The sequence below is a fragment of the Gardnerella sp. KA01000 genome (assembly GCF_049244035.1).
Lineage (GTDB): Bacteria > Actinomycetota > Actinomycetes > Actinomycetales > Bifidobacteriaceae > Bifidobacterium > Bifidobacterium leopoldii.
In genome coordinates this window covers 993,179-1,007,925 of sequence record NZ_CP058367.1, presented here as the reverse complement: position 1 = coordinate 1,007,925, position 14,747 = coordinate 993,179, and the positions used below count along the sequence as shown (strand labels likewise).

The 14,747-nt window shown below is 39.7% G+C and carries 9 protein-coding genes and 2 pseudogenes; 7 read left to right on the top strand and 4 right to left on the bottom strand.

All coding sequences use genetic code 11. The features are described from left to right. Positions 1-9: 9 nt before the first annotated feature. Both HXT58_RS03690 and HXT58_RS03685 read left to right on the top strand, forming a co-directional pair. Positions 10-968, top strand: a pseudogene (locus HXT58_RS03690) (hypothetical protein). 534 nt (positions 969-1,502) lie between these two features. Then, on the top strand, positions 1,503-1,727 hold the full coding sequence (locus HXT58_RS03685) for a hypothetical protein (protein ID WP_004104896.1): 225 nt from the start codon (positions 1,503-1,505) through the stop codon (positions 1,725-1,727). A gap of 98 nt (positions 1,728-1,825) precedes the next feature. On the opposite strand, the gene HXT58_RS03680 is transcribed toward HXT58_RS03685, so the two are convergent. After that, positions 1,826-2,008, bottom strand: a complete 183-nt coding sequence (locus HXT58_RS03680; RefSeq protein WP_080550916.1) for an IS3 family transposase — start codon at positions 2,006-2,008, stop codon at positions 1,826-1,828. A gap of 389 nt (positions 2,009-2,397) precedes the next feature. Further along, complete coding sequence (locus tag HXT58_RS03675; RefSeq protein ID WP_410295635.1) at positions 2,398-2,676, bottom strand: type II toxin-antitoxin system RelB/DinJ family antitoxin; 279 nt, start codon at positions 2,674-2,676, stop codon at positions 2,398-2,400. A gap of 402 nt (positions 2,677-3,078) precedes the next feature. Here HXT58_RS03675 and HXT58_RS03670 point away from each other — a divergent pair. The 3 genes and pseudogenes from HXT58_RS03670 to HXT58_RS03660 all read left to right on the top strand — a co-directional run bounded on the left by HXT58_RS03670 (position 3,079) and on the right by HXT58_RS03660 (position 5,914). After that, positions 3,079-4,189, top strand: a pseudogene (locus HXT58_RS03670) (ABC transporter ATP-binding protein). Between the two features lie 10 nt (positions 4,190-4,199). Next, entirely contained in the window at positions 4,200-4,979 is a 780-nt protein-coding gene (locus HXT58_RS03665; protein ID WP_410295634.1) for an ABC transporter, read from the top strand. Beyond that, entirely contained in the window at positions 4,976-5,914 is a 939-nt protein-coding gene (locus tag HXT58_RS03660; protein WP_415706217.1) for an ABC transporter permease, read from the top strand. Before HXT58_RS03665 ends, HXT58_RS03660 begins: the two co-directional genes overlap by 4 nt. A gap of 446 nt (positions 5,915-6,360) precedes the next feature. On the opposite strand, the gene HXT58_RS03655 is transcribed toward HXT58_RS03660, so the two are convergent. Beyond that, complete coding sequence (locus HXT58_RS03655) at positions 6,361-11,271, bottom strand: Ig-like domain-containing protein (RefSeq protein ID WP_421775610.1); 4,911 nt, start codon at positions 11,269-11,271, stop codon at positions 6,361-6,363. Positions 11,272-11,623: 352 nt separating this feature from the next. Continuing rightward, entirely contained in the window at positions 11,624-12,070 is a 447-nt protein-coding gene (locus tag HXT58_RS03650; RefSeq protein ID WP_064340707.1) for a hypothetical protein, read from the bottom strand. Positions 12,071-12,391: 321 nt separating this feature from the next. Here HXT58_RS03650 and HXT58_RS03645 point away from each other — a divergent pair, with 321 nt between their 5' ends. Both HXT58_RS03645 and HXT58_RS03640 read left to right on the top strand, forming a co-directional pair. Next, positions 12,392-12,982, top strand: coding sequence for a hypothetical protein (locus HXT58_RS03645; RefSeq protein WP_415706300.1), 591 nt, complete (start codon positions 12,392-12,394; stop codon positions 12,980-12,982). Positions 12,983-13,292: 310 nt separating this feature from the next. Beyond that, positions 13,293-14,612, top strand: a complete 1,320-nt coding sequence (locus HXT58_RS03640; RefSeq protein WP_415706302.1) for an MFS transporter — start codon at positions 13,293-13,295, stop codon at positions 14,610-14,612. The last annotated feature ends 135 nt before the right edge of the window (positions 14,613-14,747 follow it).

Here is a 14,747-nt window from a genome sequence, read left to right as displayed (position 1 = left end):
AGAAAGATGATGAGTGAGACGAATGTAAGGCCAGTGCTTTTCAAGCATGCTTTTTGGGGTCATGTGATTACAGAAACTGTTGCTGGCATTTGCACGCTTATTATTGCGCTGCTTGTACAGCAGTTCGTAGGGCACCGCGTACTAGGTTGGGAAACTGTGGTCATACTCGCGCTGAGTGTTGTGGTGTTTTCGCTGCTAAGTACAGCGTATCTGCAGTGGGATAGGCATCGAAGACCGGATGACGGGTCTGGCGATTTGCTTATCGGAATCATCGATTTTGTGCTCAGGCTGCTGGTGACTTCTGGTATTGCTTTATTGCTTGTTTCAAATACTACGCTGCTAAGCATTATTATTGGCGCAGCGATCACTAGTGTGTTGCTGTTTGTTTTAGAAAAGCCTTGGCAGCCAGGTATGACGGATGCGCAATTACATGAAGCTTCACAGAAAGCGGTTGAGCTTGGCGTTCAAATGCTTGAAGAAGAGCGCGTAAAGCGCGCGAGGTGAGCAACATGATTGCATTACAGCATGCGAACGCAGGTAAAACAGACACTCCTAGAAGTACGTCTCTAACATTCTCCTCGTTAATCGTTGCGAATATGCTGATGGAAGCAGTATACGATGTCGTCATATTTGTGCTTGCATTGATGTTGCAATGGTGGATGCTGGGTAGTATCGCTGGCTGGCGAACGCTACTCGTCATGTTCTTGGGCAATATGCTATTTTCTTGCGCGGCAGCTGCGGTTATGGTTCTGATGGGCGCATTGAAGACTGATCAACAGAAATGCCCAACAAAAAGTTGGTCTTTTTTGACTATTTCTGTATTGCTTAGACTGCTTATCTTCGGTGTTCTCGCTTGGCTTCTTACACCGAGTTTGGCATGGGTGAGCGTAGTTGTTGGCATTGTGTTTACCAATATTGTTCTCGTTATCAAGCAGCACCCATGGAGAAGAACCGCAGTGGCCGCATAAGATTTTATAAGACTGTTTTCTTCTCTTTTAAGCAAAAGGTTCTACGTAACCCGTTATATCTTTCCTTTTTCCTTGCTATTATATTTATAGTTTTTGTTTAAAAAACTTAACAGCCATTTCATAAACAAATGTAACAGTTTTTTACGTGTTATATCTTGGCAATGTTGTATTAAAAAAGAGCCGCATGTTTCGCATATCTCCATCGTGTTTTATTTGCACTGGTTTTACCATTCTTAACCATCTTGTTGCTACATACACTACCAATGGGATTATTGCAAGAGTTCATCATTTAATTACAACAGTAGATTAGGTTAGTTTCATTAGAGTATTCTAATTGTAGTCTATTTGCATAATTTAGTATTTGGGGGAATAACCCTATTTCTATTTGTTACAAGTAAAACTTAGAACACCTTATACATTTTATGTGTTATCAAAAATAACAACAACAATTGTATGGCAAAAAATTATTGGATAGAATGAGTATTAAACCTATTTGGTGTGCGACTCCGTGGAGTGAGTGAGGAGGATATTCTTATGTACAAGGTTCTTATGTTCGTGCTGAAGTTGGTTATGTTTACAGCTGTGAATTTTATGTTCCTTTACTTGTCGATGGTGGTATTCGGCCATGATTTTGGTGTGATGTTCAAAACGTATGGGGATGCGCTCGGTCCGCTTATGTTTATGCTTGCTTTGATGACAACGATGTCGTTGCCTAATGAAGGAACCATTTTTGAGGGTAAGCGGCAAAAAGTGTGCTAAAAACCCGAGTTATCGTTGAAATATCAATGAAAACTCTCTGTTGTTATACTAAAAAAGCTTAACATTTAGTATTACTTGACATTGAAAACAAAAGGGGCTTAGGATGATTTTTTAGACATTTTGTGCAACCATAGCATGATGTTCCATAATTGTCTTTTAAGCCCCATTTTAATTCTGTGATTGTTGTAAAAATCAATATAAGTATGAATAGCTTGACGTAATTCTTCTGTGCTATCCCAGCTACTGCGACTTAGATAACAAATTGCGAAAAAGTTATGCAATGAGAACGTTGTTTGCAATTTTTATATTGCGAGCATGCTGTTAGCGATTAAGCCCTCACTTTGGTGTAAATTCATTTCCTTCCCTTTATCTGCTATTTTTATGTTCAAACTCAAACGAGAAAATAAGCGGGGCTTCCTACCATCATGGCGCTTGATCGTATTATCTGATGTAGTAATGCGAACATAAAAATCGTGTATGACAGTCGAAAAATCCCATTCGTGCAATTGTGTTGCAATATGCGATACAGTATTTTATGGTGTGTGTATGGAGGTTGGTTGATATGGCAGTTACTAAAAGTGCGAATGTGAATGTGAGAATATCATCCTCTAGTAAATAAACAAGTAACCAGTCTGCCTTGATGTGGCATTCGTGAACTTAACGTTGTACATCAGTCTTGCAACAACGCTTTCTTAAGGTCTTCCATAGAGGAATACGATGGTACGTTAGGGTCTCTGGAAATTCTTCTAGCTTCTTCCATAGCAGCCAGTGATTCAGTGTTATATTGTGGCTGCTTAATTATGAATGGGAAACCGCCTTCCATTATGGAAGTTCGTAAGAAAATATTGATAGCATCAGTGACGGAAATTCCGAAGCTGTCAAATAAGTCTTCAGCACTTTGTTTTACACTTGGTTCAATACGTATGTTGATGTTTGCAGTTTTAGACATATTATTGCTTCCAACTACTTATAATGTATTGCAAATGTTAAACAAATGTTTTGTGGTTGCTTATATTTGAGTTTTTGACGTAATGCTCATATAATTTTCCACGTAAAGCACATTTAAGTTTATGAGGTGTTGCGCTATGACTGCCCAAATGATCGCTAGTCTTAAGAACGGTTTGAAAGGCATATAAAAGCACATAAAACAGCTTAAGATACATATTCTTTAGCAGTATTAAACACGCATTGCACATGATGTTTGTCATTATGTTTGCACGTGCGCGTTGATTTTTACACGTTTTCTTGTAAGCAAGCGTTATCTTTTTATCTAACTGATTTTCATTGTTGAAATTTATTCAATAATAGTAAGAATTAAGCTTTAATAACAAGTAAGAACGAAGCAATAATAATGAATAATAATGTAGAAAACGCAACTGATAGTCGCGATAACAATAATAAGCAGTCAACTAGCAACTTAATATTGCGTATTGATAATGTAACAAGATCTTATTCTCGTGGATTCGGTCATAAGAAAACAACTCGCCAAGTTTTACATAACGTATCTTTTGATATTCATTCTGGTGAAATATTTTGCTTGCTTGGTCCGAATGGTGCAGGTAAAACAACTACTGTGAAAATTGTTGGTACGTTGTTAGCTCCTGATAGTGGTAGTGTTCGTATTGCCAGTATTGATGCTGTGAGTAATCCTCGAGAAGCACGTAAGCACGTGTCGTTACTTCTTGGAGGTGAGCGAGGATTTTATCAAAGGCTAAGTGCATTAGATAATCTTCGTTATTTTGCGGATCTTTCCGCTGTTCCATATAGGGAGCAAGGTAAGCGTATTCATGATGCTCTTGAGCAAGTTGATTTACTTGATAAAGCTCATGATGCTGTTCAAACTTTTTCAAGGGGAATGTGGCAGCGATTGCATATTGCTCGATCGCTGGTTGCTAGAACGGATCTTATGCTTTTAGATGAGCCTACCACTGGTTTGGATCCTGAAAATGCTAGGAAAGTACGTGAAATTATTCATGCTTTACGAGATCAAGGAATAGCGATTTTGCTAACTACGCATGAGATGAGTGAGGCTGAAAAATTAGCTGATACTGTTGCTGTAATAAATCACGGTAATATTATCGCTCAGGGAAGTGTTCAGCAGTTGGCTTCTTTACAGCATATTGATCATGTAACAATGTACGCGTATGACGGTGAACTATCAAGCGGAACTCCTAGTGTTAAGGAAGAATTGCAAAAACTTGATGGAGTGTTGTGGTGTGATGTTTTTGAATCGCATGGAGTGTTAAATATTACTATCGCGTGGAGTAAAACAGTATCTCAAGAACGAAATATTAAAATTCCTGTTGATGGGATTACGCGTTTAGGTGATCGCGCTGCAAGTTTGGAAGAAACGTATCTTGCTATTGTGCAAAATGATAATATTTCTGCATCAAATACTTCTACTTCTACTTCTGCTGCTACGCCGTCTTCTTTCGCCGTCCTTGCTCCCATTAAGTAAGTAGGAGGCTTAATATGAATACTTCTACTCGTTCGTACGCTTCTGTGATTCGTGGCATGTGGTTTCAGCTTAAAAGTTTAGCGAAAACAACGTTTTTCTTGCAAAATGCGATACTTGCTCCAGTATGTTTTGCGTTGATGAAAATTGTTGCCTACTATGGTTTTTCTCATGATTGTACCAACTGCCTTAATAATATTTGGGTTGATTCTTCTATAGCTGGATTATGGTCTGCTACAACTACTGCTGTTGGAATTATTGGATACCAGCGTTATTTAGGAACATTACAATATTTAATTTTAAGTGTTATCTCACCTTCTGCAGTGTTTCTTCCTATTGTAGGATCCGCAGCTTTACTTGGGTGTATTGGTATGCCGCTTGCGATTATTGCCGTTGCTGTTTTCTGCCATGGGTTCTTTATGATAACATTCACGCAGTTAGTTGGATACTTACTTTCTATGCTCGCTTGCGTAGCTTCTGCTGCATTATTATCTGGAATTTTTGTATTATGCCGTAAAGCTACAGTTTATGAAGGTTTGATTTTAATTCCTGTATGGATGCTTTGTGGAATAGTGATTCCTGTAGAATCAATGCCATTGCCAGCTCGCGTTATTGCGTTTATTCATCCGCTTACGTCTGCAGTGTGGGTGGCTCATGCGCAATCGTTTAATGCTACTACTGTGTTAGCGATTGTGTTATGTGTTGTATTATCCAGCGTTTTGCTTGTTATTGCAGGTTTTATGTTACGTCATGCTATTCGACTTGCAACGCTTAATGGAAGTTTGAACATAATATGATACGAAATAATAATCAGGTTGAAACTATGCGAAATAAAATTATTCAAAATAGTAAGTACGCTAGACTGCATCAATATAATCAATATTCTCAGTATGGTCACATGAGCGTTTTATCTAGTATACGAACTGGTGCAAGAGTGAGTATACAGAGTATACCTAGCTTAAATAGTTGGAATACTGCTGTTATCCGTATGATTGTTGAGCCTCTTTTATCCACGTTCTTATACGTTTTTCTAGCTGGAGCTGTAAGCGGAGGATTCAATGGAGCAGCTAGTTATGCGACTAGCGCGGGTTTTAATCATAGTTTGATTGCATCAACTCTTGCTGCTGTGATGGGTGCGTGTTCTATTTCCACAAGTATGACGGTGTCAGAAGCACTAGCATGGGATCGTTTTGAAGGCACAACACCATTCGTGCTTACAAGCGCAAAAGTTGCATTACCATTATGGTTCGGTCGTATTATTGCGCTCGTTACTATTTCTTTGGTGAGTGATGCTGTGACTTTGTTTATAACAATGCTTGTAGTAAGCCCAAGTGCTTTCTTTGTGATTAATATGAGTGTGTTGATGCTGTTGTTCCTTATTGTTCCTATTGCTTCTACGGGATTTGGTATTGCTATAGCTGCTATAAGCATGATGATGAATGATGTTTATACTATTTCTAACGCGCTTAGTGCAATACTTCCTATTGTTTGTGGTGTGATTGCTCCAATTAGCGTATTTCCTAAGATGATGCAATACGTGTTATATGTGATTCCAGTAACTCATGTTACGCAAGTATCGCTTAGTATAGTTGATGGTTCTGTAAATGTTGGCGTATCGCTACTTGTGATTCTTATTGTTGGTGCGTTGTGGGCAATTGTCGGTGTGATCATATGGAATGTTGGTGTGGCGATTCAACGACGTAAAGGTACTTTAACAAATATAGGATTTTAGGTAATAAATATGTGAATTTAGTTAATTAAATAAGGATTTTATTAGCGGGTAGGTGTGGGTGATACTAAAAGCATATTGATTATTGCGTAAGATTGTTCAGCAAACTATTAAGCCAATCTTAAACCTTTTAACGATAGCTTTTCCTATCGTTAAAAAGTGCACACACTTTGCACCCATCTGTTTATGTGCGGAAATGTTGTTTAAGAACAATTTTTATATTGCAATTCTGTCAAAAATTGTTTTTTATTGATTTTATTATCGCTTATTTGAATATATTCAAAGATGGTTCTTCTTAAATAAGATATGTTTTGAATCACAATACAAGAGTTTATATGTGTAAGTGAGCAGCGATATAGAAAAAGGAGCTGGGTTTGTGGCTCAGCTCCTTTTTCTTAATTATTTTCAATTATTAGTTTACTTTTGTTTAATTTTGTAGGTGAACTTTTTTACTCGCGATTCTTCTTGCGAGAGAAGAATGCTGCTGCAGCTCCCAGTACACCAATCATTGCGCTGATCAATCCTACTCGTTCCACTTCAGCACCAGTCTTTACTAATTGGGACGAATGCTTTGCAGGAACCTTGTTGCCAGACTTAGTAGATACGTTGGAACCTGAAGCACCAGTGGATGCATTACCAGCTTTGCCGCTGCCAGCATTACCGGTTTCAGTGTTACCAGCGTTGTTAGCATTATCAGTGCTACTTGATTCATTGGTGCTATTTTGAGCGCCGGAATCTGTAGAGCTGCTACCACCAGTAGTAGATCCGCTATCTGAACCGCCATTATTAGACGTGGAATCGTTACCTGAATCAGAACCAGAACCGGAATCAGAACCAGAATTTCCGTTGTTGTTTCCGGCTTTACCAGTGGCGCTATCGGAAGCGGTGTTACCCTTCTTATCTTTAGCGGTTACGCTGCTACCGTCTTTGATTTTGTTTGCTGGAATAGTGACTTTACCAGTGGTTTTATCAATGGTTACGCCTTCTGGAATGTTTTGACCAGTCCAGTTTCCGTCATTGCCTTTCTTGACAGTGATGGTCTTCTCTTTGGTTTCACCTTCTGGCGTATAAGTGATTTCCAGACTATCAGTACCGGCTGCTGGAGTGATCGTGGCTGAGCCTTGATCTTTTCCGCTTGTTGGGACAGTGACGGTTGGAGCAGTTGGTTTTGCTGCTGGTGTTTCACCGGTTACGGTCGTGTTGACTGGGTCTCCGGTTACGCCATCCTTGCTTGGAGTGAGTGTGAGGGTGGTGTTCGGGTCTTGCTTATCAATATCGACAGTGAAGTTTCCGTCGTTTCCAGCGGTTACCTTACCAACTTCTTTACCGTTCTTGCTGATAGTGACTGTTGCGCCTGGAGTGGTTTTACCACTCACGGTTGTCTTGTTGTTACCAGTCTTGTTTTCAGCTTTCGGATTGCTGACAGTTGGTTTTGCTGCTGGTGTTTCACCGGTTACGGTCGTGTTGACTGGGTCTCCGGTTACGCCATCCTTGCTTGGAGTGAGTGTGAGGGTGGTGTTCGGGTCTTGCTTATCAATATCGACAGTGAAGTTTCCGTCGTTTCCAGCGGTTACCTTACCAACTTCTTTACCGTTCTTGCTGATAGTGACTGTTGCGCCTGGAGTGGTTTTACCACTCACGGTTGTCTTGTTGTTACCAGTCTTGTTTTCAGCTTTCGGATTGCTGACAGTTGGTTTTGCTGCTGGTGTTTCACCGGTTACGGTCGTGTTGACTGGGTCTCCGGTTACGCCATCCTTGCTTGGAGTGAGTGTGAGGGTGGTGTTCGGGTCTTGCTTATCAATATCGACAGTGAAGTTTCCGTCGTTTCCAGCGGTTACCTTACCAACTTCTTTACCGTTCTTGCTGATAGTGACTGTTGCGCCTGGAGTGGTTTTACCACTCACGGTTGTCTTGTTGTTACCAGTCTTGTTTTCAGCTTTCGGATTGCTGACAGTTGGTTTTGCTGCTGGTGTTTCACCGGTTACGGTCGTGTTGACTGGGTCTCCGGTTACGCCATCCTTGCTTGGAGTGAGTGTGAGGGTGGTGTTCGGGTCTTGCTTATCAATATCGACAGTGAAGTTTCCGTCGTTTCCAGCGGTTACCTTACCAACTTCTTTACCGTTCTTGCTGATAGTGACTGTTGCGCCTGGAGTGGTTTTACCACTCACGGTTGTCTTGTTGTTACCAGTCTTGTTTTCAGCTTTCGGATTGCTGACAGTTGGTTTTGCTGCTGGTGTTTCACCGGTTACGGTCGTGTTGACTGGGTCTCCGGTTACGCCATCCTTGCTTGGAGTGAGTGTGAGGGTGGTGTTCGGGTCTTGCTTATCAATATCGACAGTGAAGTTTCCGTCGTTTCCAGCGGTTACCTTACCAACTTCTTTACCGTTCTTGCTGATAGTGACTGTTGCGCCTGGAGTGGTTTTACCACTCACGGTTGTCTTGTTGTTACCAGTCTTGTTTTCAGCTTTCGGATTGCTGACAGTTGGTTTTGCTGCTGGTGTTTCACCGGTTACGGTCGTGTTGACTGGGTCTCCGGTTACGCCATCCTTGCTTGGAGTGAGTGTGAGGGTGGTGTTCGGGTCTTGCTTATCAATATCGACAGTGAAGTTTCCGTCGTTTCCAGCGGTTACCTTACCAACTTCTTTACCGTTCTTGCTGATAGTGACTGTTGCGCCTGGAGTGGTTTTACCACTCACGGTTGTCTTGTTGTTACCAGTCTTGTTTTCAGCTTTCGGATTGCTGACAGTTGGTTTTGCTGCTGGTGTTTCACCGGTTACGGTCGTGTTGACTGGGTCTCCGGTTACGCCATCCTTGCTTGGAGTGAGTGTGAGGGTGGTGTTCGGGTCTTGCTTATCAATATCGACAGTGAAGTTTCCGTCGTTTCCAGCGGTTACCTTACCAACTTCTTTACCGTTCTTGCTGATAGTGACTGTTGCGCCTGGAGTGGTTTTACCACTCACGGTTGTCTTGTTGTTACCAGTCTTGTTTTCAGCTTTCGGATTGCTGACAGTTGGTTTCACGGTTATGGTTAGCTTTGCGGTGCCGGTTTTTCCTGCCGAGTCTTTTACCGTGAAGGTTATAGTATGTGTGCCAACTTCCTTCGGTTGCATATTCTTAACTGTAAGATCAAAATCCTTTTCTTTATCAGTATTAGTTGTTTGACTTGATTTTATTCGAGATGAGAGTTCGTTAAGTTCAAGACCTAAACCTTGCATCAAAGCATTTGCATTAGGTACTTCTTCAACCTTCACATCATCTTTAGCAACAATGTGAATCTTCAGATCTTGCCCAACTGCTACAGACAATGAATCGGCAGTAGCAGTAATTGTTGGGTTTTGAGTATCCTTAGGCGCAGTAGCTTGTTTTTTCTCACTTTTTTCTGAAGTTAGTTCAAATCCTTGAATTGTTACTTTAGGAGTCTTTTCATCAGGCTTCTTTACAGTCGTTGTTGCATACACGGCGCCTTCAGGAATTCCATCCTTAACAGTAATCTCCGCTTTACCATTCTTAATCGTTGTAGTAGAGCCGATTTCCTTGTTATCTTTATCAAACAGTTTAACTGTTGTAGTAGTGCCCTCAGGAATGCCGCTTCCAACAGATACTGTTACTTTCTGCCCTTTCTTTCCAGCAAGATTAGTCAGATCAGTGTCGATAACTGGCTTCTGTGGTTTAACATTGATGGTTACTTTTGTTATACTCGTGGAATTATCGGAGTATGTTCCCTTAATACTAGAGGTAAATACGCCGACTGTCTTAGTGTTTGGAGCAGTGCCGTTCCACTTTAATGTTGGTTGTTTGTCAAGCTTGCTGCCATCTTTAACAGTTACAAAATTGTCAATTTCTGTCAATTGCGGTAATTTTCCACCAACGGTAGTATCAATGGTTTTACCGGTAAGAGGATGTTCTTTAGAAAGTTTTGGCTTTTTAGTAACTTTGACTTTAACTTTGCGTGTGGTAACGTTGCCAGAACCATCCTCGGAAGTAATAGTTACTGTCTTGTTGTTCATGTCTTTAGTAACAGTGATGTCGCCTGATGAAAGCGGATTACTTTCGCTTCCAGCGCCTTGCTTGGTTATAGGAGTGTCCGTTAAACCAGAAATGCTAAACTTCTCAATATAACCCTTGTCATCGGTGGTAGTGAAGCTTAGTTTATCGTCTTCCTTGAGTTGAATGGTCTGGTTGTCGTCGGTTATTTCAGTTTTGCCATGATAAATTTTTGGCGCTTTGTTGTCGGCTTTATTGCGCTTTAACTTATCATCTTTGTCTTCATCATTGCTTGGATCTCTACCAGAAATAACCGTGTATGCAGAACTTGTAGTTGCTCCCCAAGAACCGCTATTTGCCCATGTCCATGCGTTTTGAATGTTTGCATACTTGTCGTTATAGTTATCTGCTTTTTTATTAATAGCTCCTGGACGAAGCTTTAATTCTGCATGCATATGATACGCAACATCGTCATACGGTTTAGCAACTGTTATACCTAAACCGTAATTTTTGTTATACTGCGGATTGTAAAAAGCATACGTTGTTTGATCTCCAGCCATTCGACTAATGAGTGCTTCATTTGCGTTTCCATGGAAGATTTGATCTAAATCGTCATAAAGTTTATTACCAGGATTAAGTCCTATACCTACCTGATAAAGAGCATAACCATCTTTGCCAAAATGCTGATCAGTTTTTCTCATGTCAGGTACAGAGAATGATAGGGAATCATCTTTCACAAAAGCTTCTGGATCTTGCGAAAGAATGTGACCTTTGGTTTTCGGTCTGTACGCATCGTACCTAAGATTAGTAACCGTATCAGATTTATATAACCCATTTGAATCCAAGTCTGCAATTGCATATGGTACCTGCCATAAGTACCATTGCTTGTTAGATTTAGATACCATTGACTCAGCATTGTTGTTGAAGAAAACATCGAAAATAAGATAATCAGAGTTGTCACGTGTTTCCACATGTGCATACATAGCTGTTCTATCATTAACGAATTTCCAATTATTATCAGACCCTTCTTCGTCTGATTTTATTTCTGTTGCATTGCTGTTTCTACCGCGTACTCTTCTGAATTCAAGAATATTTGGATACTGCAACCAAGGTTTCTTTTCGCCTAGTGGAACATATTCATGATTTTGAGACTCAGCAACCGTGCTATTCGTAAGACTTCTAACTACTCTAGACTGTGTTGGTGTAGGAAGTGGTGTGCGCGTCGTAACAGCCATTGCAGGCTGGCTGCCTAAGCAGGTTGCTGCTGTCAACAAAGCAGCCATTGTTGCTAACGGAAGTGTGTGTACTTTGTGTGCAGAACGCTTTCTAGAAGATTTTGATGATGATGTATGTTTTGAAGGATTAGCGGTAGTCATAACAATCTCCTTAATTTTCCCTAATCTTTAATGAATTTTTAAATAAATAGAACGAATTCTATGACAAATCTCTCCAATGCCAGTAATAAAACTCTCTATTTAAATGGGTCTATTTAAAATTCTATCATTTTTTGTTATTTTTCATGATATTTTTCAGTTTTAAATTAGTTTAGACTGTAAAATTTCCTACGGGGGGGGGGTGCTCTAAAAGAAAATTTTTTGCTAAATGTTATAACAACATATATTTTTTCGAAAATTTCTTATTATTTTCGTAATCTGTAATACGTCTTATGGTGTGTTGCAAATTTGTGATTGGGTAATCGCTGAACAAATGTTGTAGTTCATTACCTCACTATAATTTTGATACTAAATTGTTTAGTACTTTGTCGAATTCAGACATTCTGTTTTCTTGATTAAAGAATGGAAGACCTATAATCTTGTATCCTCTTCCTAGAATATCGTTAATCTTGTAGTTGTTTTTAATCTGCCCTAAGAATTTTTCTTTCCACTCATCTTCAAATAAAAGTTGACTACCTTTAGGCTCAACATATGCTTGATATGTTTTAACATCCTCATACTCTTTCTCACGAATAAAGAGCAAGAAATCAGGCTCAAAACGTTCGCCTGAATCAAACGAATAAATGGCAAGCTCAGGGATTCTCTCATTCCTAATAAGATAGTATTCAAGTCCTTTTGCTTTAAGCTTCGGCTCCGTAAAAGACGAAAGAATGTGAGCATTTGGAATGTTGAAAATCCAGCCTAGGGGTGCTTCTAGGATGTTTTTATGCTCAAAAATCAAGTTATCAAGCCAATCTTAAACCTTTTAACGATAGCCTTTCCTATCGTTAAAAAGTGCACTTATTTTGCCTATACATCTGTTTATGTATGGAAATAAGATCCTGTGGATTATCGGATGATTTTTAGCTACAATTATTTTGTAGATTGCATATATGCATTCTTTGTCCATAATTTACATCCCGTCAGTTTTATTAGACTCAAAGATGATTTGTACTACGAGATGAATGAATATTGGGCAGATGATAGTGAATAACAGAGTGAAAATTGAACATGATAATCGTAGCTGCAATTAGGTAAAGATTAAGTTGTAGAGGAGGCATAAATGAAGCATATCAAGCATTATGCTTTTTTGACTGTGGTAGTTTGCATTATGTCACTTATTTCAGGTTGTAAGAATCAAAATAGTTTTAGCGATAATAATAAAGAAGTAAAAACAGAAAATCAAAAGTCTGCAAGGAATGAAAGACATTCAGAAAATAATGAAGATGTTGACTGGAAAGAGGTAAGTAAAAATGGTGTTGATGAAACTTTGCTCATAAAAAACATAGATGAAAAGGTTCTCACATATGTGGCTAAACAATTACAAAATCTATGCGATGAGATTGGTGAAAAGGGGATCAAAGATAAATACCATTGGCTGACAGGACACTGGTATAACGATGTAATATATTCTAAACAATACAAGAGTGTTGTGTCGTTGGGTAAAAAAGCAATGAAACCATTGTTCCTAATAATATATAAAAGCAAAGAGGCTGGAATGTATGAATGGGTTTGTAGTAAAGCGTTAGATGAAATATCTGGTTTTGATTTCTCGGGATTAAACAATGGCGTAGGCTGGAGTAATTCTAAAGAATTTTTAAAGGCATTTACCGATAAAATTATTGAACAAAAAATTAGCAAACAAAAAAATTAACAACTCTCTGTTTACAATTGTCTTGGACGCCTACTAGACAAGGTGAGACTGAGTATTATCAAGTCTCTTATTTGTGATTGCTAGTGGAGAAACTTGTAGTAGTTTTAGGATGGTTTCTCACGGCTTTAGATGCAAGTTTTGCTTTTTTTTTAAACGAGAGTATAGTGTTATCAAATTTGTCAAATAAGCTATTGGATTTGTGTAGTTTGTAGTGAATTATTTAAGTTGGATAGCAATTTGCAAGTAATCATGCGAGTAGTTATGTAAATTTGCATTATTTTGAAAGAGTTTTAAGGGAGAGTTGGTTGCTGTGAAGACGATTTTTAGCAAGAATAATATTTTTATTCGTATGAGATCTATTAGTCCAGCATTGCGATGGGCTTTGGTTGGCTTCTGTTTTTCTATGCTCGGCAATCAGGCGTATGAAGGCTCGGTTTTGCCTTCTATTATTATTGTGGGCTTGCCGGCTTGGGTGATTGGCTTTCGTAAGACTTTTATGACGGTTGCCGATTTTCTTTCGCCATGCTCTGGTTGGATAGTTGATAAGCTTGGCGGTTTTCGCGCTCTTGCTATGACTGAAGGCGTAGAAGGCGTGCTCAGTTTGCTGCCGCTTCTTATACCTTGCTCTTCTCCAGCATGGAAGTGGTCGCTTGTAGCTCTTTCTTGCGCATTGTTGATTACTGGGCAAGTGATTGATATTGCTAGCGAAGTTTTCGAGGTTGATGCTGCCGGCGGCGATGACAGCATGATTGTCAACTACAGCGGCATTGTGAGTATTTTGGCGAGTGTTACAGGAACCTTGCTCGGCTCTCCGCTTGGATCTTGGATTGCAAGCTGGTCGATTCCTGCGGTTTTGATTTTCTCGTCCGTGACTTCTTTTGCGGCTTGTGCTACGCGATTTATTATGAAACAAGATATTTCGCAAGCGTCTTGTGCAGAAGAGGAAGCGTTGCAAGATGTAGAGAATGAATCGTCAGAATCGCAAGAAAATCAAGAAAAGCAGACGGAACTGGAAAATAAAGCAGATTCCAAATCTGCAGATAATCAATCTACTATTAAGAAATCTGCGAATCCATCGCTCAAGAGTAAAATCATGCTTCTTGCCGGATCTCTTTTGGTTGCTTTTATTCCTGCATGCTCTGTTTCTTATATTCTTCTTGGTCTTGGTAAGCAATATGGCTCTAAATCCTTAACAATACTGTATATTTTCAGTGGTGTAGGAAGTGTGCTCGCGTCCGTTTTATATGCGCATTCGTCTCAAAAACTCGGTTTAAGGAAAGTGGCGGTTTTAGGTATTGCTGTGAGCTTGCTTGCTTATTGCTTTATGTTTAGTAGTCTTTTGCCAATAATGTGGGTTGCATTCTTCCTTGAATCGATTGGTGGAATGTTGTTGGTGGAGCCGATTATTGTTGCGCGTCAGATTCTGTTCAAAGGAAGTGCGCTCGCTAAGTTTTCTGGTTGGGCGCGCCTTGCGTTTGCGATTGGTGCTACTACTGGATCTTGGATTGGATTTGCATTCTCGTCTACGTTCCAATGGCATCTGTTGCCTATACTTGCGCTGATTTTTACTGCCGGTTTGCTGGCTGTTTTACCACAGTTGCCGAATACCAGCTATGCGGCGCTCGCATGATTATTTGTAATATTTAATATTGAATATAGTTATGACCTTAATCACATGGTAGTTTTTGCCTATATTACTTGAATTATTACGCGGGGGGGGGTATCCTTTGCTCTGTTAACAAGCTCTTTTACAAGATGTGAGTTT